17 protein-coding genes and 1 pseudogene are annotated in these 19,285 nt (G+C 38.9%); 9 read left to right on the top strand and 9 right to left on the bottom strand.

Annotated elements, in window-relative coordinates; translation table 11 throughout:
• Nucleotides 1-1,504: 1,504 nt before the first annotated feature.
• The 4 genes from petA to MCQ_RS05470 all read left to right on the top strand — a co-directional run bounded on the left by petA (nucleotide 1,505) and on the right by MCQ_RS05470 (nucleotide 4,728).
• Nucleotides 1,505-2,053 (top strand): ubiquinol-cytochrome c reductase iron-sulfur subunit, encoded by a 549-nt coding sequence (petA, locus tag MCQ_RS05485; protein ID WP_006924055.1) that lies wholly within the window; start codon nucleotides 1,505-1,507, stop codon nucleotides 2,051-2,053.
• A gap of 4 nt (nucleotides 2,054-2,057) precedes the next feature.
• A complete protein-coding gene (locus MCQ_RS05480; protein ID WP_006924054.1) occupies nucleotides 2,058-3,314 on the top strand; it encodes a cytochrome b in 1,257 nt (418 codons plus the stop codon).
• On the top strand, nucleotides 3,308-4,186 hold the full coding sequence (locus MCQ_RS05475) for a cytochrome c1 (protein ID WP_006924053.1): 879 nt from the start codon (nucleotides 3,308-3,310) through the stop codon (nucleotides 4,184-4,186). Before MCQ_RS05480 ends, MCQ_RS05475 begins: the two co-directional genes overlap by 7 nt.
• Nucleotides 4,187-4,287: 101 nt before the next feature.
• The gene (locus tag MCQ_RS05470; RefSeq protein WP_006924052.1) at nucleotides 4,288-4,728 is read left to right on the top strand and encodes a PRC-barrel domain-containing protein; all 441 of its coding nucleotides are present in this window, start codon (nucleotides 4,288-4,290) and stop codon (nucleotides 4,726-4,728) included.
• 655 nt (nucleotides 4,729-5,383) lie between these two features.
• On the opposite strand, the gene ychF is transcribed toward MCQ_RS05470, so the two are convergent.
• Complete coding sequence (gene ychF, locus MCQ_RS05465) at nucleotides 5,384-6,487, bottom strand: redox-regulated ATPase YchF (RefSeq protein ID WP_006924051.1); 1,104 nt, start codon at nucleotides 6,485-6,487, stop codon at nucleotides 5,384-5,386.
• Between the two features lie 260 nt (nucleotides 6,488-6,747).
• Here ychF and MCQ_RS05460 point away from each other — a divergent pair, with 260 nt between their 5' ends.
• Nucleotides 6,748-7,491, top strand: coding sequence for a L,D-transpeptidase (locus MCQ_RS05460; RefSeq protein WP_006924050.1), 744 nt, complete (start codon nucleotides 6,748-6,750; stop codon nucleotides 7,489-7,491).
• 139 nt (nucleotides 7,492-7,630) lie between these two features.
• On the opposite strand, the gene pth is transcribed toward MCQ_RS05460, so the two are convergent.
• Both pth and MCQ_RS05450 read right to left on the bottom strand, forming a co-directional pair.
• A complete protein-coding gene (gene pth, locus MCQ_RS05455) occupies nucleotides 7,631-8,212 on the bottom strand; it encodes an aminoacyl-tRNA hydrolase (protein ID WP_006924049.1) in 582 nt (193 codons plus the stop codon).
• Between the two features lie 80 nt (nucleotides 8,213-8,292).
• On the bottom strand, nucleotides 8,293-8,919 hold the full coding sequence (locus MCQ_RS05450; RefSeq protein ID WP_006924048.1) for a 50S ribosomal protein L25/general stress protein Ctc: 627 nt from the start codon (nucleotides 8,917-8,919) through the stop codon (nucleotides 8,293-8,295).
• Nucleotides 8,920-9,200: 281 nt separating this feature from the next.
• Between MCQ_RS05450 and MCQ_RS05445 the strand changes: the two genes are divergently transcribed.
• A complete protein-coding gene (locus MCQ_RS05445) occupies nucleotides 9,201-10,700 on the top strand; it encodes a helicase HerA domain-containing protein (RefSeq protein WP_006924047.1) in 1,500 nt (499 codons plus the stop codon).
• Here the strand turns inward: MCQ_RS05445 and MCQ_RS05440 are convergent.
• From MCQ_RS05440 to lgt, 4 genes and pseudogenes are all read right to left on the bottom strand, one after another.
• A complete protein-coding gene (locus MCQ_RS05440) occupies nucleotides 10,697-11,629 on the bottom strand; it encodes a ribose-phosphate pyrophosphokinase (RefSeq protein ID WP_006924046.1) in 933 nt (310 codons plus the stop codon). The genes MCQ_RS05445 and MCQ_RS05440 overlap by 4 nt on opposite strands.
• A 482-nt stretch (nucleotides 11,630-12,111) precedes the next feature.
• Complete coding sequence (pgeF, locus tag MCQ_RS05435; RefSeq protein WP_006924045.1) at nucleotides 12,112-12,894, bottom strand: peptidoglycan editing factor PgeF; 783 nt, start codon at nucleotides 12,892-12,894, stop codon at nucleotides 12,112-12,114.
• Nucleotides 12,895-13,001: 107 nt separating this feature from the next.
• Nucleotides 13,002-14,082 (bottom strand): annotated as a pseudogene (locus tag MCQ_RS05430) (class I SAM-dependent methyltransferase).
• Nucleotides 14,082-14,936, bottom strand: a complete 855-nt coding sequence (lgt, locus tag MCQ_RS05425) for a prolipoprotein diacylglyceryl transferase (protein WP_006924043.1) — start codon at nucleotides 14,934-14,936, stop codon at nucleotides 14,082-14,084. The pseudogene MCQ_RS05430 and the gene lgt overlap by 1 nt, the downstream one beginning before the upstream one ends.
• A 268-nt stretch (nucleotides 14,937-15,204) precedes the next feature.
• On the opposite strand from lgt, the gene MCQ_RS05420 reads away from it, so the two are divergent.
• Both MCQ_RS05420 and MCQ_RS05415 read left to right on the top strand, forming a co-directional pair.
• Nucleotides 15,205-15,462, top strand: coding sequence for an accessory factor UbiK family protein (locus tag MCQ_RS05420; protein WP_006924042.1), 258 nt, complete (start codon nucleotides 15,205-15,207; stop codon nucleotides 15,460-15,462).
• Between the two features lie 390 nt (nucleotides 15,463-15,852).
• Entirely contained in the window at nucleotides 15,853-16,353 is a 501-nt protein-coding gene (locus MCQ_RS05415; RefSeq protein ID WP_006924041.1) for a type III secretion system chaperone family protein, read from the top strand.
• A gap of 59 nt (nucleotides 16,354-16,412) precedes the next feature.
• Here MCQ_RS05415 and MCQ_RS05410 read toward each other — a convergent pair whose 3' ends face one another.
• The gene (locus tag MCQ_RS05410) at nucleotides 16,413-17,753 is read right to left on the bottom strand and encodes an ATP-binding protein (protein ID WP_006924040.1); all 1,341 of its coding nucleotides are present in this window, start codon (nucleotides 17,751-17,753) and stop codon (nucleotides 16,413-16,415) included.
• Nucleotides 17,754-17,763: 10 nt separating this feature from the next.
• The gene (locus MCQ_RS05405) at nucleotides 17,764-18,468 is read right to left on the bottom strand and encodes a response regulator (RefSeq protein WP_006924039.1); all 705 of its coding nucleotides are present in this window, start codon (nucleotides 18,466-18,468) and stop codon (nucleotides 17,764-17,766) included.
• Between the two features lie 143 nt (nucleotides 18,469-18,611).
• On the opposite strand from MCQ_RS05405, the gene MCQ_RS05400 reads away from it, so the two are divergent.
• A complete protein-coding gene (locus tag MCQ_RS05400) occupies nucleotides 18,612-19,283 on the top strand; it encodes an MBL fold metallo-hydrolase (RefSeq protein WP_006924038.1) in 672 nt (223 codons plus the stop codon).
• Nucleotides 19,284-19,285: the final 2 nt, after the last annotated feature.

The raw sequence follows: 19,285 nt of genomic DNA, 5'->3' as shown, positions 1-19,285 counted from the left end.
ATATATGTCAGGTGTATCCCTAAATAGTGATCTTTACTGGTAACAAAGATTGCAAGGGGGGAGGGATGGTTATGAAATCGAGTTTAATTCATTTTTTTATCAATATTTATTGCTGCACAAGCTTTATAATGTCGATGGGGAGTTAAAAGCAGATTGAATGTGAGATTGCAGTATTTTTAACAAAGGTAGCAGTAAAATAACTCTCTATAAATCTCATGTACAAAGACTTCGAGTTAGAATGAATTGGTTAGATCCCAAAGTTTGGAATATTGTTATTGTTCGAAACCAATGGATTTCAGTTCTTAGCAATGGGCAGTGCAAGAATATATCTGCATTACCTTTTATAGCTTGAAAATGTTGAAACTGCATCTAGGATCGGAACAGAAAATTTTAATTCTAAAATGCAACTATTTGAAAAATAAAAGAATTTTGAAGATGGAAAACATAAGGAAGGGTGAGCCAATGTTTTCTCGAGTTGAGGTTAGAGAGTGCAGTCTTCAAAGAGAGAAAAAATTGTATAATTGATAGGAAGTCTTCTCTGAATTTTGTGTCTTTCGTTAAGCTTTGAGATGAGAGATAAAATGGTGATAATGTCTCATTTGTACAAAACAGGTATGTTACCTTGAAGAAGTGTAATATTTAAGTGCTCTTAAGGGATTGGCAAAAAGTTACACTTTATTGAGTATAAGTTGTTGGGTGTGTATGAGGTCTGAAAATCATCTCCGTCGTTTTATTGAAGATATTTATGGTGTTTTAAAAAACGGAAGCTCAATGGCAAGCGGTTCCATTTACCTCAGCCAAGTAACTTAGCGTCGCTAAACCTTGTGATCTTAGTGTCAGAAAGGGATCTTACATCTGGCTTTGGAAAAATTTTCCAAGGACTATGGATTATGATGGAGAGGTCTATGAGGATTGATACCACCTTTTCCGGGTTCATTCCTGTGTCAAGCTTACAGATGAAGGTAAGTATGAAAGGAAAGCGGTGGGAAGAAAAACAAGCAAGATTTACCAATGAAGAGTCATGCTGTAGTGGATGCTTTTATCCACTCTTTCCGTTTTCTTCTCACCCCAAGGAACTAAAATGTTAGGACACAAGCACTTTAGCTTGATGTAGGAGATAAAAATACACAAGGTATTCTGAGGTTATGTTGAAATGCATGAAGAAAAGGGGTGAAGAAGCAAAATTGCATCTCTGTCTTTTTTCTCACACAAATAAGAAAACGCTGTAAAATGATGATGGGCACTTTTACAAAGAATGTTATCTGATCAAATTCTTTTCAATAGAATCAAACACTTCAGATATATTTTCTGGTGATTGAATAAACAATCTCCTTCTTTTTTATGGGATTGCTAGCCTTTTCTTCCATTGTCTCCTCGGTTAACGAGTTGGGTTATACAGAACTTAAAATGTGCTTCATGGTTTACGACTTGAAGGAGGCAGCATTGTACAACGAGGAAGAGTATGGTAAAAAAAATCCTTTGAGAAATAGGCACTTTGTAGATAATGAGTGAGCAGACAAGGCGGGATTTCCTGTTTTTGGTAACAGGTATTGCAGGGGTTTTTAGTGTGGGCGCGGTTATGTGGCCTTTTATTCGTCAGCTGCGCCCAGATGAGGCTGTTTTGGCATCTTCTTCTGTTGAGGTGGATCTTTCTGGCATTGAAGAGGGTATGTCGGTGACAGTTAAGTGGCGGGGGCAGCCTGTTGTTATTCGCAATCGTACGGCACAAGAAATTGCTGAAGCTCGAGCTACTGAATTGAGTGTTCTGAAAGATCGGAAAGCGCGCAATCCTAATCTTGAAGTGGAAGCAGAAGCGACGGATTTTGCACGTTCTGCAGGTGAGGGGCGCGAAAATTGGCTTATTTTCATTAATCTTTGTACGCATTTAGGTTGTGTGACACTTGATCAATCGGGTAGATTGGGTGGATGGCTGTGTCCGTGTCATGGGTCTGTTTATGATACAGCTGGAAGAGTGCGCTCAGGACCAGCCAACTATAATTTAGCTATTCCACCTTATCGATTTCTTTCTGATACTTTGCTCAAGATAGGATAAAGTGATGAAGGGGTTTCCTCCCTATTTTCCTAAAAGTGCTCTTGGACGTTGGCTTGATAAGCGTTTACCTCTTCCTCGTTTTTTCTATAGTGTGTTTGTCATTTTTCCCGTTCCACGTAATCTTAATTATTTTTATACATTTGGTGGTATTTTGACCGTTATGCTGTTATCACAGCTTTTGACGGGCGTTGTCTTGGCACTGCATTATGTGCCAGATGTTCATTTGGCTTTTGAAACTGGTGAAAGATTTCGACGTGATGGGCAGTTTGGGTGGCTTTTTCGTCCATGGCATTCTGTAGGGGCTTCCTTCTTTTTTATTGCTGTCTATATCCATTTAGCGCGTGGACTTTATTATGGTTCTTATAAAAATATGCGAGAAATGGTTTGGATCACGGGCATTTTCATCTATATGGTTATGATGGCAACGGCATTTTTGGGTTATGTGCTAGTTTGGGGGATGATGTCTTTTTCAGCTGCTTCAGTGCTTGCTGGTCTTTTTAAAGCTATTCCTTTAGTGGGAACGTGGTTGCATGAGACGTTTCTTGGTGGTTATAGTGTAGGACAACCGGCGTTGAACCGTTTTTACGTTTTTCATTATTTGTTTTCATTTCTTTTGCTTTTTCTGGTTGTGCTTCATATTTGGGCACTCCACCAAGTTGGACAGGGGAATCCAACCGGTCTTGTGGTACAATCAGAGAAGGAAAGTGTTCCTTTTTCACCTTATGCGCTTATCAAAGATATTTTTGCCATTACTATTTTTTTGATCTTTTTTTCTTGGTTTTTATTTTATATGCCCGATTATATGGGACAGGCTGAAAATTATAATGTCGCTGATCCTTTAAGAGCACCTTTTCGTGTGGTGCCGGAATGGTATTTTTTGCCCTTTTATGCTATGCTTTGTGCTATAACTTTTAATATTGGTGTTCTTTCATCTACTTTTTTAGGCGCTGTTGTATTAGCGGGTTCGGTTTTGGTTTTGATTTTTGTTCCGTGGTTAGATCGCTCCACAATATGCTCTGCAAGATATCGTCCCATTTATAAAATTTTCTTTTGGACATTCATTGTTGATGTTGTTTTTCTTGGTTGGCTGGGTTCAAGAGAAATGAGTGATAACACTCTTTTATGGGCGCAATTGGCTACAGCTTATTATTTTATATTCTTTTTGATTGTTTTGCCAATTTTGCCTATTTTTGAAAAGGGTTGTTCTCTTCCTGCTTCAATTACTGAAGAAATGAAACAGAAAAAAAATAGACTATGGTAAATGCTTTTATTGGACTGATTATTATACCATTGATAAGCTTTTCTTCTCAGAGCGTTGCGAGGAATGTTTCTGATAAAGAGAAAGAGTCTGTTTCTTTCCCTTTGCGTGCTCCTAAAAAACAGGAATGGAGTTTTTCAGGGCCATTTGGGGTTTATGATAAAGAGCAATTGCAGCGTGGATTGAAGATTTATAAACAAGTTTGTTCTAGTTGTCATGGGCTGAAATATGTGGCTTTTCGTGATTTGAAAGCTCTTGGCTATGATCAGGAAAAGATTAAGGCTTTTGCAAGGCAGTATCAAGTGAGCGATGGTCCTAATAGAGAAGGAAAATTTTTTAAACGCGCAGGTGTTGTAACGGATACTTTTCCTTCTCCCTTTGCTAACAAAGAAGAAGCAAGATTTATTCATAGTGGTGTTTATCCGCCAGATTTATCACTGATGGCGCGTGCGCGTGCCGTGCCTTTACCGTTTTCTACTTTTATTTTTGACATATTGACTTATTATAATACTGCTGGGCCAGATTATATTACAGCTCTTTTAACAGGATATGAAAAGGCACCAGAAGATATAAAAATTGCTGATGGCTATTGGTATAATCCTTATTTTATTGCAGGTAATACTTTAGCTATGGCACCTCCTTTGAGAGATGGTCTTGTTTCGTATAAGGATGGAACTCCAGAAACGGTTGAACAATATGCACGGGATGTTTCTGCTTTTTTGATGTGGGCTGCTGATCCTCACATGGAAATTCGTAAGAAAACTGGCTTTCGTGTTATTTTATTTCTTATCATTTTTGCGGGGCTTGTTTATATTTTAAAAATTCGGATCTGGAGTGGTTTAGACAACGAGTTCGAGAAAAAGGCAAAAGATTGAAGGAGAGAAAAGGCTGAGGCTACTGGTCTTAAAAAGGCAGAGGGAACAAATTTGATCACGATGCATTGAGGCTTTATAAAGTAAAAAACGGAGATGTTAAAATGAAGAAAATTATGTCTACTGCTCTTATATCAGTTTTGATTGCTTCTAATGCTTATGCTCAGTCTTTTGTAGTGCAGTTTGAACCTGAGAAGATTTCTTCAACCGGTATCGTACAGGTAGGTTCAGATATGTTTGCACGTTACGTTACACCTTTGGCAACAGATTTTGTTGCTTCAAGTCTTATTGGTGCAAATGTATACAATTTAGAAAACGAAAATATTGGCGAAGTGAAAGACCTTATTCTGCGTGAAAATAGTATAGCAGGGATTGTTGTTGCTACTGGTGGTTTTCTTGGTATAGGAGAAAGTTATGTGGTTGTTTCTCCAGAAACAATTCAGATGACAAATGATTATGGCAAGTGGAAGCTTATTACGAATGCGACAAAGGATTCTTTGAAGGAAGCTCCAACATTTAAATATGAAGGTCGTTGGGGACGCTAATTTTGCGTTTCCATTTTCTATGGATAAAACAGTTGCCGTCATAATATATAATATATGATGGCGCTGTTTTTTTTTGAAGAAAATCTTTTAAAGGTTTTGAAACAATTTTATACAAGAGGTTGTTTCAATTTTCTCAAAATTTGCTTATTTGAAAGTAAATCAATATATTAATCCAAATACGATGGAATTTTATGGTATTGTTCTTTAGTGATTTTTTATGGTTAGACCTTTTTCGCATAAAAGGTGACATTGTTATTTGTTCTTGGTAAAAAGTGCTTTGAATTTTAGCAGCTTTGCTTTTAAATTTACAGCATATACAATTCATCGTTTTTTTAATTTATGTGCTGATTTTTTGATATTTACTTGAGTTGCGTGCCTGAAAAACATACATCATACATCCAAAGCTGTTTCTTTGGTGAGTATTTTTCTGCTTTCACCATAAATAAATTTATCTTTTCAATTAGTTCAGTTTCAAGCGTATGGGTGGTTTAGGCAATATGGCAAGAAAAAATCTGTTTAGAATTTATTTTTCTTTGTCTTTAGAAAATAATAGATACATTATTTACACTTTTCCAACCTGTATGAACGGTTTGTAAGATTATGTAAAAGAACGTCGATCTAGATATCTTTATGCATTTCTAGAGGTTTAAAGGCTTTAGGTATTGTGTTTAAATAACATGATATCGCCATCTTGTACGATGTATTCTTTACCTTCATCACGGGCTTTGCCTGCTTCTTTTGCCCCATTTTCTCCTCCAAGAACAATATAATCTTCGTAGCTGATGGTTTGGGCACGAATAAAGCCGCGTTCAAAATCTGAGTGGATAACACCAGCTGCTTGCGGTGCTTTAGTGCCACGCGTAATTGTCCACGCTCTTGTTTCCTTAGGTCCACAGGTGAAATAAGTAATGAGGTCAAGCAAATGGTAACCAGCGCGAATGAGGCGATTCAGACTCGGTTCAAAGAGCTCTAGAGCACTAAGATATTCTGTGGCTTCTGCATCATTAAGTTGAGTAATTTCAGCTTCGATGGCAGCAGAAATGATAATGCTTTGAGCGTTTTGTTCTGATGCCATTTTTTCAACCATTTGGGTAAAGCTATTTCCATGAGCAGCATCATTTTCGCTTACATTACAAACATACAGTACGGGTTTGGAGGTTAAAAGATTCAAACTATCAAGGATATGGCGTTCATCAGAAGAGATATCTTTGAGTAATAATCGGACAGGGCTTCCTTTCTGCAGTAAATTTAAGGCTGCTTCCATAACAGGAAGAATTGTCATGGCTTCTTTGTCTTTTCCGGTTGCACGTTTACGGATTTGTACGATTCGTCGTTCAAGACTTTCAAGATCTGCAAGCATCAGTTCTGTTTCAACAGTTGTGGCATCAGAAACAGGATCAATGCGTCCTTCTACGTGGGTAATATCTTCATCTTGAAAACAGCGTAAAACGTGAACGATGGCATCGACTTCACGGATATTGGCTAAAAATTTATTGCCTAAACCTTCACCTTTTGAAGCACCACGGACGAGTCCGGCAATATCAACGAAACTAATGCGCGTGGGAATGATTTCTTTTGAGCCAGCTATAGATGCAATTTTTTCCATTCGCAAATCTGGAACAGCGACTTCACCTGTATTGGGCTCGATTGTACAAAAAGGATAATTAGCAGCTTGTGCTGTGGCTGTTTTTGTTAATGCATTAAAAAGTGTTGATTTACCGACATTAGGTAGTCCAACGATACCGCATTTAAAACCCATGAGCGCCTTCTTTTCTGTTCATTATTATAGTCAAGATAAATTTTCTTTGGCGTTTCTATAGCATATTTTGAGAAGAGTCACAGTCTCCTGTTGCTGTAGAGAAGAAAAAAAGTTATGTTGAAAAATAACCTGTTTTTTTATCATATTTTTAAAATCCCTCTCTTCATATTTCTAGAGAATTTCTAATTAACGTTAACAGTGTGCTAAGTTTTTTATAGTATGCAGGTTTATATGAAGAATTAATCGGAGAAAATATAAGAGTGTTATCTCGTCGTGCTTTTTTAATTGCAGTACCTTTGGCTTTGGTTGGCTGCGCTACTCATCAGTCAGATATGTCATTTGTTTCTTCTCGACCAGTTCAATACATTCCGGCAGAAATACAGGCCTTATATGCACCTGTAACAAATGAACCTTATTTATTGCCTGCTATTGATCTTGCAACAATTGATCCAAAATTTTGGCGCCAAAAAGTGCTGTATTATACATCTTATCCACCTGGGACATTGGTTATAGATACACAGGAGTGTTTTCTTTACCTTATTGGTGAAAATGGAGAAGCTTTGCGTTATGGCATTGGTGTTGGTAAGGAAGGATTGGCATTTGAAGGTGAAGGGGTTGTACAGCGCAAGCGCCGATGGCCAAATTGGGCTCCTACTGCTGCAATGATGGCTCGAGAACCAGAACGTTATGGTCATTTGGGGCAGGGAATGCCACCAGGACCCGATAATCCATTGGGAGCACGAGCACTTTATCTTTTCAAAAATGGGCAGGATACGCTCTTCCGCATTCATGGTTCACATGAATCGTGGTCAATTGGTCGCGCTATTTCAAGTGGGTGTATTCGTTTACTCAATCAGGATATTATTGATCTTTATGATCGTGTTCCTACTGGCGCGCGTGTGGTAGTGTTGCAAAACAGTGATCGTAGACCTAGTGTTTTAAGTCAACAATCAAATGTTTATGATCCACTACAGTCAACAATCAAGCCAACTGATTTTTTTTAATTCCAAGGGATTCGAGTTTAGCAAGTTTCATTGAGTCATTTGGGGTTTGCTGTTTGAATGATCTTCTTTTCAAAAGAAGTATTATGTACAAGAGCTGTACAAAGCAATACTGTTTTTTATGAATCTGAGAAATAAACTGTTATCGCAGATCTTTATTTTTCATTGCTTGTGAGATTTTGTTCATAAAGAGACATCCGTCACCCTTGAGGAGAAGAGCAATGTTTTTTGCAATTGTGTCTAATAGAAGGGGTAACCATTCTTGGTCGGATTTCGTAAAGTTTCCTAGAACATGCTGATGAACAAGTTCTTTAGAACCAGGATGTCCAATTCCTAAACGCATACGACAGTAGTCAGTGCCACAATGGGCATCAATGGACTTTATACCGTTATGTCCGTTACTTCCCCCACCGATTTTGATACGCACGGTTCCAGGTGATAAATCGAGCTCATCATAAATGATAATCAAATTTTTCAAATCTAATTTATAAAATCGTAATGCTTCACCGATAGCTTGGCCTGAGAGATTCATGAAAGTTTGAGGTTTTATAAGAAAAGTTTTTTCATTATTTATCAGACCATTGGAGATTTCAGCTTGAAATTTTTTCGACCATGGAGAAAAAGAGAAGGATTGGTAAATGGCATCAACAGCCATGAAACCGATATTATGGCGGTTATTTTGGTGTTGTAAACCAGGATTGCCAAGACCAGCAATAAGCCACATGTGCACCTTCAGTACAGTGTGAGGGGATTAAAAATTTTCAATAAGCTAAGGCGGGAAAAATTCCCGCCTGCTGAAATTTATCAAGTTTTTTCGTTATTTTTTTCATTCTCTTGTTCGGAAGTCTCATCGCTGACATCCATACCAGCAGGGGCTGCGATAGTTGCAATGGTAAAGTCTCGATCTTGAATAACCGGATCAACTCCTTCAGGCAATTGCACTGCTGAAATATGGATAGAATCTCCAATAGAGTAGCTGGAAAGATCAATCTCAATTGCTTCAGGGATAGCGTTTGCTGGAGCGGTACATTCAATTTCATGACGAACAATATTGAGGACACCTCCCTTTTTAAGTCCCGGAGCTGTGTCTTCATTGAGGAAGTGTACAGGAATATTCACTTCCACAACGGATTTCGCAGAAATACGCAGGAAATCTACATGTAAGGGAAAGTCACGCACGGGATCTAATTGGTAGTCTTTTGGTAAAACTGTGATTTTTTGTTTGCCAATTACAATAGTTGCAATGGTAGTACGAAAGCCACCAGCATGAATTTTGTAGAAAATCTCTTTATAGGGAACTGTGATTGCCAAAGGTGGTTGTTTTTCACCATAAATGACAGCAGGAATGAGACCGTTGCGGCGAAGTTCACGGGAGGACCCCTTACCAACCCGCTCGCGTATTTCGGCCTTAAGAGTGTAGCTTTTGCTCATAATTTAAGTCCTTTTACATGATTGGAGATTCATTAAAAACTAACGACAGTTTTTGCATGAATATGAAGATATACGCTGTTAAGCAGCGATTGCTCCATTCTGCGTTGCCTCCAAGGGTGTCTACGCAGAAGGTTGTTCTATAATTCAAACCATTCATAGATGCAAGAGTTGTGGGAAAAATCGATGATTTCTATCGTTGAGAAAAAGGAAATGTTACAAGTATGGTTTAGATGGAGAATAAATATTAGCCTATATATTCAGAATAAAATACTGGAGATGTTATGAAGGTTGAGATTGCCTTGGGCGAGATGGCAGAATGTAGAGCTTTGCGTCAATCTATGCCAGCATTCGTTGATTTGGAAGAATTATTGGCGACGCGTCTTCTGGTGCAAGGTAATTCTGGTTCAGGAAAATCACATCTTCTTCGCCGTCTACTTGAACAAAGTGCTTCATGGGTACAACACTGTGTGATTGATCCAGAGGGTGATTTTGTAACTTTAGCAGATAAATTTGATCATGTTGTTGTTGAGGCTCAACGGAGCGAATTAGAATTGACGCGTATTGCTCATCGAATTCGCCAACATCGCGTTTCGGTGGTGTTCAATCTTGAAGGATTAGATACTGAACAACAGATGCGTGCTGTGGGTGCCTTTCTTGGTGCATTGTTTGATGTGGAACGCGATTATTGGTATCCCATGCTCGTTGTTGTTGATGAAGCACAATTATTTGCTCCAGCTGCCGCAGGAGAAGTTTCTGATGAAGCGCGTAAAATTTCGCTTAGTGCTATGACCAATCTTATGTGTCGAGGGCGCAAACGTGGTCTTGCCGGTGTCATTGCTACACAGCGTTTGGCTAAGCTTGCCAAAAACGTAGCTGCTGAAGCCTCAAATTTTTTAATAGGGCGAACTTTTTTAGATATTGATATGGTGCGTGCTGCTGACCTTTTGGGAATGGAGCGACGCCAAGCGGAAATGTTTAGAGATCTTGAGCGTGGTCATTTTATAGCTTTAGGCCCCGCTTTATCACGACGTCCCTTACCGATTATCATTGGTCCTGTCGAAACATTGGCACGTTCTTCTAGCCCAAAATTAATGCCACTTCCAACAGAACGGACTGATGTAAAAGAACTCGTTTTTACTGCTTCGCCGGAGGAAATTTTAATTCCATTTAAAAAATCACGAGAGCCGAGGAGAGAGAAATCAATTCATGAGATGTTAGAAGAGGCTGTGCATAAAAAACAAGAATTGTTGGAAGAAGAACCAAGCTTATTTCCTGAACTGTCTGTTGTTGATCGCGATATCCAAGCAGAGCGTGTTATTCGTGAAATTCTTGATGATCCTGAAGCTTTTTATCGTTCAACAGCGGTTCTTTATCAAGATTTCTTGGTTCGCTGTCGTATTCATGGTCACTCAGGGGATCTTTTGAATCTTTCACAATTTCGGCGTAAGTTGGCTGTTGCTCAAGCTTGTGTTGATGAAGAAACTGCTGTAAGTGAAAGTTGGAAACGCATTTTGCATCTATCGGAAAGTTTGGAAGATGATGTTCAAGGTGTTTTTTTGAATGTAGCACAGGCTGCTTTAGGTGGAAAACCATGCCCCTCAGATGCATTTTTAGCACGTCTTTATGGGACTCACTCTTTAAGTCGTGCACGTCGGCTTTTAACCTACTTTGAAGAGCGTGGGCTCATTGTTATCCATACACATTTTAGCGGTCAACGCATTATAGCTTTTCCTGATTTTGGTGTAGAAACAGCACCAGGAGATCCCAAGGAACCAGTTTAACCGAATAAACTCGAGACAGATTGTTCTGCTGCTGTTCTTGCAATTGCTTCTCCAATAAGGTCAGCAATTGGTAAAACGCGAATATTATGTGCCTTCTCGATTGTTTGTGTTGGCATAATTGAATCCGTAATAACCAATTCTTTCATTTCTGAATTCGTAATACGTTCGATAGCATTTCCAGAAAGGACACCGTGTGTGATATAAGCGGTAACGCTATTGGCTCCATGTTTAAGGAGAGCACTTGCTGCATTGCATAGCGTTCCACCTGAATCAACAATATCATCGAGCAAAAGACAATCTTTTCCGGATACATCTCCAATGATATTCATAACCTCTGATTCACCGGGACGTTCACGACGTTTATCAACAATAGCAAGCAAACTGTTCAAGCGCTTGGCTAAGGAGCGTGCGCGTACTACACCGCCAACATCAGGTGAAACAACAATGACATTTTCAAGAGAGTAGTGTATTTTGACATCGCGAGAAATAACTGGAACGGCATAGAGATTATCCGTTGGAATATCAAAAAAGCCCTGAATTTGTCCTGCATGAAGGTCCAAAGTTAAAACACGATGGGCTCCTGCTTCAGTAATAAGGTTGGCAACAAGTTTTGCAGAAATGGGAGTCCGAGGCCCAGGTTTTCGGTCTTGGCGAGCGTAACCAAAATAGGGTATAACAGCTGTGATACGACGTGCCGAAGAACGACGAAGTGCATCAATCATGATGAGCAATTCCATCAAGTGATCGTTGGCTGGATAGGATGAAGATTGCAAAACGAACACATCTTGTCCACGCACATTTTCATGCAATTCCACGAAAATTTCTTGATCCGCGAAACGCTTTACAGTTGCTTTGCCTAAAGGGATGTTTAAATAATTTGCGACATCTTCAGCGAGGCGTGGATTAGAATTGCCGCAGAAAAGTTTCATGATAGATCCTCTAAGTAATCACGATGAAATATGATACGGTTTTTAACTTCTTGTTAGCAAATTGCAAGAAAACAATTACAAAACCATTACAATTTTATCTATCATTGTTAAAGAAGGTATGCGTTTTGTTTTTTCTTTTTCCAAAATTTTTGTTACTTTTAGAGCAAAGTTTTTTTGTTATGAGGCAAAGAGATCCATATTTGATTAAGCTTTTTGGCTCATATTTTATAAAGAACGCCTTCAATATACGTAATATCTTATGTTTGAGGAGAAGAAAGGGGAATAAGTAAAAGGGGGCTTGCCCTTAATCACCATAACCAAACATTGAAAATAATAATAGCCAAAACTGTTGAATTTTGTGAGCCAATAGATAATTTTGTGAAAAAAGCAAAGTACAATCGGGTTTATTTTTTTATTTGTGTAAAAAACTTATTTTTGCAGTTTTAATATTGTTCTAAAGTACAAAAGGGTTTTATCTTTTTTTATTTCAGCATAATAGCAGAAATTTGCCGTCCGTAATCAGGTTCGTTACGGTGTATTGCACGGCGATAGGAGAAAAAACGCTCTTCATTTTGATAGGTACAAAGCTTAAGACAAGAAGCATTGATTCCTGCTTCTGTGAGTTTATTCATAATGAATGCCCATAGATTAAAGCTAAAGTGATTTACTTTGTCTGTTTTTAAAAAATATTTTTGGTATTTACTATGGCAATCAATAAATTGGTTGTAAAATTCACTTGTGACCTCATAGTGACAAGGACCAATACAAGGTCCAAGAACCGCTGTTATTGATTGCCGTTTGGCACCTTGCGCTTCCATAACAGAGATTGTTTTTTCTATAATCCCATTTAAGCTTCCTCGCCAGCCGGCGTGTGCAGCTGCGATGACATTTGTTTGCGGATCAGCAAACAGAACTGGTCCACAATCTGCAGTAAGAATGCCGATTGCTAGATTTGGTGTGCTTGTAACGAGAGCGTCAGCTTTGGGACGATCGTTGATAAAAGCTTGATCAACAACAACGACTTCACAAGAGTGTATCTGATTGACAGTGACTAAATCTTGTACTTCAATACCAAAATAATGAGCGATTAAAGTGCGGTTTTTTGCAATATGTTCAGGGTGATCATTTGAGCTTTTTCCGACATTGAGGCTTTGGTAAAGGTTTTTTGAAACACCTCCTTGACGTGTAAAAAAACCATGTTTTATCCCTTGGCGCTGTAAAGCAGAAAGATCTTTTGCAAGGATGGGATCAAGAATAGGCTTCATAAAAGGTCCTTAGCTGAATATCATGGTTATTTTAAGTAAGAATGGTATGTGGGGTGCTCGTGTTTGTCCATGAATTTGTTATTGGGAGTGTTGTTATTGGCAGTTAATTAAAATCTAGGAGGCAAATGTGTATTTTTTATCACAAACATGCAAGACTTTAAACAACTTGCCCATTTGATCTGGACCAGCTAATCGTTCGATATCTTGGCGGATTTTGTCTTGCTGTGTAGCGCTTTTGCCAGCTCCAAGCTTTTTTGCACGTTCCAGTAGTCCCATTTTAAAAAGAAACTCTCCTTGTTCTAGAATTTCAGCAAAACAGCCTTGTTTAAGGGCTATTGCTTTTAAAAAGGAAAAACCAACATGTGATGTTAAATCATGTTCACCAGGAGCGTCAAAAATATCACGAAATCTATGTTTTGAGAGTGCTTGCAGTGTATCGCCAAACGCAAGATCAGAAGCACCATAATCGATGAGCAAAGCAGAACCTTTCATTTGTATTAAGCGTCTACTGATTTTTCGCATTATTTGGTGTCGTGAGGGTGCATGTTCAAAAATTGTTCCATCAGGGATTTCAGAATAATAGGATTGTAAGCAAGAAGAAGGAAGTTTGCGCGGAACAGCAATAAATGTGAAGTCTCCATTTTTATTAACTGTAATGCGGCGTTCTTTCCATTTTCCATTGATTTTAATATATTGGTTGATGGGGAGTGTATCGAAGAACTCATTGGCAATTAAGAAGAGAGGTCCCGAGGGAATTTGATCAAAATTTTCAATGCTATAGATTGTTTTTTGATAAGATGAGAGGCGTTTTTTTTGTTCTTTTGCAAGGTTTTGGCTTATTTCAATAAGAAAAATTTCAGCAGATTCAAATGCTGGGACGCATAATTTTTGAATGGTACGCAAAACATCATCCATAAGAGTTCCACGTCCTGGCCCTATTTCAGCTAGGATAAAAGGTTGAGGACAACTTTGTGCTTTCCAACTTGCGAGGGTCCAAATGCCAATCATTTCTCCAAATAATTGGCTTATTTCAGGTGCGGTGATGAAATCTCCGGTGCGCCCAAAGGGATTTTGTGTTCGATAATAGCCGAATTGAGGATCAGTGAGTGCCAACGCCATGTATTGGCTGACAGTGATTGGTCCATTACGTGCAATAATTCTTTTAATTCTCTCTTTAAGGATAACCATTATTTTACGGATTGGTGTCTAAGGGCGTGGAAAAGGAGATAAAACCCTAAAAAAAGCATAGGAAGAGTTAAAGCCATGCCATAGGTGATTCCAGTAGCGTGAAAAAGGTTAGAAAACCATTCTGGATCTTCTTGAGGGGCACGATAAATTTCTGAAATGCTTCGTGCTGTTGCGTAGCCTATAATAAATGTTCCTGCAACAGCTCCAGGGTGCTTTAATGCTTTAAAAGCAAAAATAATAATAGACAAAATGATAAAGAGAAGAAACCCTTCCGCGAGGGCTTCGTAAAGTTGACTTGGATGGCGTGGTAGATATTGGGGATCTTGGGGAAAGCAGACGGCCCAAGGTACAATGGTAATATTGCCCCATAATTCTTGGTTGATGAAGTTGCATATTCGTACAATACCGATGCCAATAGGAGCACCTGCTGCAACTATATCAAACATTACTCGTATGTTGATATTGTTTTTACGGGCAAACCAGATCATTGCAATGATAATACCAATAAGGCCGCCGTGAAATGACATTCCCCCATCCCATACTGCGATGATGGCACTTGGGCGGCTAAAGTAATAAGCCGGGTCCCATACAAGCACTTGCCCTAGGCGGCCACCAACAACGATACTGATGGCAGACCAGACAACAAAATCTCCTATCTTCTCTTTCTCTACAGGAGGTTGATTTGCATACCATAGGGATTGTTTTTTTAATAATTTTTGCGCGTACCACCAAGCAAAAAGAATACCTACAACATAACCGAGTCCATACCAATGCAGAGTTATCGGGCCTATACGGACAATGACAGGGTCGAGAAAAGGTGGAAAAGCAATGGCAGGACAAGAAAGATCATTCATGAAAAAGCGCTTTACATTTATTAATGTTAAATGATGCAAATGTTAATAAAGTTCAGAAATGACAGATGAAGGCATAATGGTCAATTAGGAGGTGGATAGGTTTCCACTGTTTTTAGTGTGTAAAAATTTATGGTGGTAAAAGGAGTAAAAAGGTTCGGGTAAATCTGTATAGTTATAAGACAAAGGGAACAAATACAGTATCTAAATGTTATGAAAATACGCTATAATGCGTGCGTCAGTCAGTAATTAAAATTAAGGGAAAAAACACATGCGTAATGGATCAAACCGTATTTTTGATGAATTAGCAAAATTAGCAACAGATGCAGTTGATGTTGCACAAGGTATCAAACGTGAAGCCGGAACAGTTTTTCGTTCACAAGCTGAAAAGATAGCGAATAAACTTGATCTTGTTCCACGTGAAGAATTTGAAGTGCTTAAAGATATGGTGCTGAAAGCACATGCCGACAATGTTGATTTGAAAAAACGTCTTGATGATTTGGAAAAAATGCAAACGCCAAAAAAATAAAATGGTTTTTTATAAAATAAAATATAGTTTGAGAAAAAATATCCCCAATTTTTCAATGGAGTGCGTCAAACCAAAAAATGCTTAATCCTGAGTCTGTTAGAGCAGTTTTTCTATTTTTTTTCGGTTTGTTTTTTATAAAAAAACACTTTTTTGAATCAGGGGGGCTAGCGCTATGAAATTGTATCAATACACTGAAAAAACTTGATGATTCGTTTTGTCATTATCAGGTGTGTTACCTAGGAAGTATCACTTGTTTCTGGGTAGTGTGTGCTTTTAGTGTTTTAATGTGTATTTGTTTGGGTAAGGGCTTTGATTGTAGCAAGGTGTTGTTACAGTTTAGGTTTTTTGTGTGCTGTTGACAACGTTGTTAATATTTATTGAGGGTTAATGATGAGGCTTGCATTTTGCGCCACAAAAAGAGAAGAACATCCTGTTGACTTTATCGAACAGATTGCTTGTAAATACGATTGGTCTTTTGAGCGGGATGCCGAAGATGAAATTAGTGTTTGTGTAGAAGGGAAACGGGCAAATTATTGCCTCGCCTTTTCATGGATGGAAGAGCAAGAAGCTCTTCATTTAGCTTGTGCATTTGACCTTTTTATTGAAAATGGTCGAACAGCGGAAATGCATCGCTTATTGCTGGCAATTAATGAAAAATTATTGCTGGGACATTTTGATTACTGGCAGGGCAACAATACCGTCATTTATCGGCAGGGTCTTCTACTGGCTGGAGGAGTGCCGCCATCTCATATACAGGTTGAAACATTGTTGATACATGCGCTTAAAGTCTGTGAAAGCCATTACACTGCGTTTCAGATGGTTGCTTGGTCTGGTGAGAATGCTTACAAGGCACTGCAATACACTTTGTTTGAAACTGTAGGGAATGCCTAAATCCTTTAGCAAGCTTGTTTAACGATTATTTTTATTATCAATGAGCGGTGAAATATTTCTCATAGAGGGATATCAATAATAGCGCGTAATCCCCCTAAGGGACTATCATCTAATTGGATGTTCCCTCCATGGCTACGTGCTATGTCTTGGGCAATAGAAAGGCCAAGGCCTGTTCCGCTGGCGTCTTGATTTCGCGCTTTATCAAGCCTAAAGAACGGTTTAAAAACTTCCATGCGCATATTTTTATCAATGCCAGGTCCATCATCGTCAATAGTTATTATAAAGGATTCTTTTTGGGATATGGCTGTCAGCTTAACGGTGTTGGCGTAACAAAACGCGTTTGACACAAGATTGCTGACTAGGCGGGTGAAGGCATGGGGACGTGCTTGTATTTCTGTAGGGCCTTCAATGATGTAGGAAAATTGACGTTTGTGAAGATGAGCATCGGCAGAGAATTTTTGCATAAGAGCATTTAAATCAAAGGTTTTAATATTTTCACTGCCTTCGCCGCGTGCAAAAGCAAGATAGGCTTCTAACATATTTTGCATATCGCTGACGTCTTGCTCAAGCGGAGCAATATCAAAGTCAGTATTTGCTAAAGCCAATTGGAGTTTAAAGCGGGTAAGAATGGTTCTTAAATCATGACTTACGCCTGAGAGCATCATGGTGCGTTGTTCGATTTGGCGTTCAATGCGCTCTCGCATGCGCAAAAAAGCAATCCCAGCACGACGAACTTCATCAGCTCCTTGTGGTTGAAATCCTTCTGGTAAAGGACGACCACGCCCAAAGCTTTCTGCTGCTTCAGCCAATTGTTGAATCGGTTTGATTTGATTGCGCAAGAAATAAATCGCTATCAGCAATAAAACAAGAGCTGTTCCTACCATCCAGCTTAAAAAAATACCAGTATTGGAAGCATAGGCTTGGCTGCGCAGTGCAAAGACGCGCAAAATATTACGACCAAGGTGGATGCGGATTTCGACAAGATCAGAATCGCCTACTGTATCAATCCAGAAGGGGCGGTTAATTTGGCGGGTGATTTCTTCACTTAGAAAATAATCAAGAATTGCAAAAAATGGTTTAGGTCCTGGAGGAGGGAGGGGGGCAGGTGGAAGGATAGAAATGTTTAATCCCATGCGTTGTTGTGCAATACGCTTGATATTTTCATAGTTATCTTGTTGCGGATATGTTTCAATGATATCAATAATGGCCGAAATGTCATGAACAACGGCAGTTGAAAGACGCTCGGTCACCATTTGCCAATGGCGTTCCATAAAGACGTAGCCGATTACCGTTTGCAGGAGCACCATAGGAGCGATAATGATAATTAAAGAGCGAGCATAAAGCCGTTTAGGCATCTTCTTTGTTAACCAGCGGATAAATTTTCTTGAAGATTCGATCATTATGTCCCGCTTACTCAATGGAGAGTTTATAACCTATTCCTCGCACAGTCTGGAGCCATGTGGGGATTGCTGGGTTTTTTTCAATCTTATGACGTAAACGATTAATTTGTACATCAATGGCACGTTCACCAATATTATTGTCATTCATTGCAAATTTATGGCGTGGAATCGTATCACCTGCATTTTCGGCAAAAATGACCATCATTTCTTGTTCCTTATCTGTCAATTTAATAACTTTTCCTTCTTTTTTAAGCTCACGTCGTGAAATTGAAAATATATAAGGTCCAAAAACTATCTGCTCAATTTTGGGTTGGTTTGGTGAAAAACCACGCCGTAAAATAGCATTGATACGAAGTAAAAGTTCACGAGGGTCAAACGGTTTAGCGAGATAGTCATCTGCACCTGCTTCTAATCCATGGATACGGTTGTCTATTTCCGATAAAGCTGTGAGCATGAGAATGGGAACATCTTTTGTTTGACGGAGTGAATGGGTGAGATCAATGCCGTTTTCGCCTGGCATCATGACATCAACTATAAGAAGGTCAAAGTCTAAGCTTGCAAGTTGTCGTCTTGCTTCACCGGCATTGGCAGCGACTGAAACACGAAATCCATTCTTCATAAGAAATTGAAATAAAAGATTGCGGATACGGGTGTCGTCATCAATCACAAGAAGGTGAGGTGCATCATCACACAAAACTTGAACGTGATCAGTCATTCTCTAAAGCCTTGATAAAAATTCAGTTTACAAAAAATTCAAGTTTACATAAGTTGCATAAAGCTGTCGAGCTGGCACTTTTATTCTATAAAGTGGGGGTGTTATTTAAAAGTTTGAAAAAATTTACTTTTGAAAAGGATATCATGGGTAATTTTAGAACACATATTATTCCGGTCACACCTTTCCAACAAAATTGCACTTTGCTTTTTGATAATGAATGTAAAACAGGGGTTCTCGTTGATCCTGGTGGTGATTGGCATCGGATTCAAGAAGTGATCGAAAAGAGTGGTGTTCACGTTGAGGCTATTTGGATAACACATGGTCATATTGATCACGTGGGAGCGGCAATGCAAGCTAAAGAAGCGCTTAATGTGAAAATTATAGGTTCACATCGTGATGATAAGCCTGTAATGGATGCTGTAAGCGAAAGCGCGAAAAATTATGGTATAGCTGATGTGCGTATTTGTATTCCTGATCAATGGTTAGAAGATGGCGAGAGCGTTCATTTTGCTGGACATGTATTTAGAGTTTTTCATACCCCAGGACATTCCCCTGGTCATGTCATTTATTTCAATGAAAAAGAACGCTTTGCTCTATTGGGTGATGTACTCTTTCGTGGTTCTATTGGACGTACGGATTTTCCATTCTGTTCTCATGAAGAATTGATGAAGTCCCTTAGAGAGAAAGTTTTGCCATTAGGCGACGACGTTCGTTTTATCTGTGGCCATGGTCCAGGAAGTCAAATAGGTTATGAGCGTCAGTGCAATCCTTTTTTACAAGGAATGAATAAGCAAATGAAAAAAAACCCGCTTTAAAG

Origin of the sequence: Candidatus Bartonella washoeensis Sb944nv (assembly GCF_000278135.1) — a bacterium.
In the GTDB taxonomy this organism is placed as follows: domain Bacteria; phylum Pseudomonadota; class Alphaproteobacteria; order Rhizobiales; family Rhizobiaceae; genus Bartonella; species Bartonella washoeensis.
Note: the sequence above shows the minus strand (reverse complement) of the source record. Positions and strands in the feature narration are given on the sequence as shown.

Excerpts from the sequence above, each read along its gene's own strand:
- petA (WP_006924055.1), top strand. The coding sequence starts at position 1,505 with ATGAGTGAGCAGACAAGGCGGGATTTCCTGTTTTTGGTAACAGGTATT.
- MCQ_RS05480 (WP_006924054.1), top strand. The coding sequence starts at position 2,058 with ATGAAGGGGTTTCCTCCCTATTTTCCTAAAAGTGCTCTTGGACGTTGG.
- MCQ_RS05475 (WP_006924053.1), top strand. The coding sequence starts at position 3,308 with ATGGTAAATGCTTTTATTGGACTGATTATTATACCATTGATAAGCTTT.
- MCQ_RS05470 (WP_006924052.1), top strand. The coding sequence starts at position 4,288 with ATGAAGAAAATTATGTCTACTGCTCTTATATCAGTTTTGATTGCTTCT.
- ychF (WP_006924051.1), bottom strand. The coding sequence starts at position 6,487 with ATGGGTTTTAAATGCGGTATCGTTGGACTACCTAATGTCGGTAAATCA.
- pth (WP_006924049.1), bottom strand. The coding sequence starts at position 8,212 with ATGTGGCTTATTGCTGGTCTTGGCAATCCTGGTTTACAACACCAAAAT.
- MCQ_RS05450 (WP_006924048.1), bottom strand. The coding sequence starts at position 8,919 with ATGAGCAAAAGCTACACTCTTAAGGCCGAAATACGCGAGCGGGTTGGT.
- MCQ_RS05445 (WP_006924047.1), top strand. The coding sequence starts at position 9,201 with ATGAAGGTTGAGATTGCCTTGGGCGAGATGGCAGAATGTAGAGCTTTG.
- MCQ_RS05440 (WP_006924046.1), bottom strand. The coding sequence starts at position 11,629 with ATGAAACTTTTCTGCGGCAATTCTAATCCACGCCTCGCTGAAGATGTC.
- pgeF (WP_006924045.1), bottom strand. The coding sequence starts at position 12,894 with ATGAAGCCTATTCTTGATCCCATCCTTGCAAAAGATCTTTCTGCTTTA.
- lgt (WP_006924043.1), bottom strand. The coding sequence starts at position 14,936 with ATGAATGATCTTTCTTGTCCTGCCATTGCTTTTCCACCTTTTCTCGAC.
- MCQ_RS05420 (WP_006924042.1), top strand. The coding sequence starts at position 15,205 with ATGCGTAATGGATCAAACCGTATTTTTGATGAATTAGCAAAATTAGCA.
- MCQ_RS05415 (WP_006924041.1), top strand. The coding sequence starts at position 15,853 with ATGAGGCTTGCATTTTGCGCCACAAAAAGAGAAGAACATCCTGTTGAC.
- MCQ_RS05410 (WP_006924040.1), bottom strand. The coding sequence starts at position 17,753 with ATGATCGAATCTTCAAGAAAATTTATCCGCTGGTTAACAAAGAAGATG.
- MCQ_RS05405 (WP_006924039.1), bottom strand. The coding sequence starts at position 18,468 with ATGACTGATCACGTTCAAGTTTTGTGTGATGATGCACCTCACCTTCTT.
- MCQ_RS05400 (WP_006924038.1), top strand. The coding sequence starts at position 18,612 with ATGGGTAATTTTAGAACACATATTATTCCGGTCACACCTTTCCAACAA.